The 562-nt window shown below is 43.4% G+C and carries 2 pseudogenes; one reads left to right on the top strand and one right to left on the bottom strand.

Going from position 1 to position 562, the window contains the following annotated elements:
- A pseudogene (locus tag R7093_RS27195) lies at positions 1–177 on the top strand (globin); the annotation flags it as partial.
- Between the two features lie 193 nt (positions 178–370).
- Here R7093_RS27195 and R7093_RS27190 read toward each other — a convergent pair.
- Positions 371–562: pseudogene (locus R7093_RS27190) on the bottom strand (slipin family protein); the annotation flags it as partial.

Here is a 562-nt window from a genome sequence, read left to right as displayed (position 1 = left end):
ACGTCTTCTGATGCGCGAAAAATGATGGAAAAGTATGGCAAAAAGCACGGTATCGGAAACATTGGTATCAAACCCGAAGACATTGATATTTGGTTTGAAAGCTTAATCGAAACAGTACGAGAGTGTGATTATGAGTACAACTCCGACGTTGAAAAGGCATGGCGCGCTTGTTTTAAATAGGGTCTGGAAATCATGAAACGCGAATGTGGTACGCCGCCAAGTAAATCCGACACGGGTCAGTGATCGAAAGGTTTGTGATATCTAATATGAAGAAGCGGCCTTACTGTTTACACCAAACTCAACGAGACCAAACTAAGTCCGATCAAGTTAAACCAAAGCCGCTTCCGCCCTTACTTGAAAATTAATGTGGCTATTCTTCTTTATCCTGCCCCTGATTCTTTTTAACGGCGTTGGCAATATCCGTTACCGCTTCGACCAAATTAATTGGCATTGGGAAGATGATGGTTGAGGTTTTGTCCGTCGTAATTTCGGTTAAGGTCTGCATATAGCGTAATTGCAGCGCGTTTGGCGCTTCGTTTAGCATTTCTGCGGCTTCTTTCAG

This window comes from Vibrio sp. 1580 (assembly GCF_033340055.1).
This window is presented reverse-complemented; position numbering and strand designations above follow the sequence as displayed.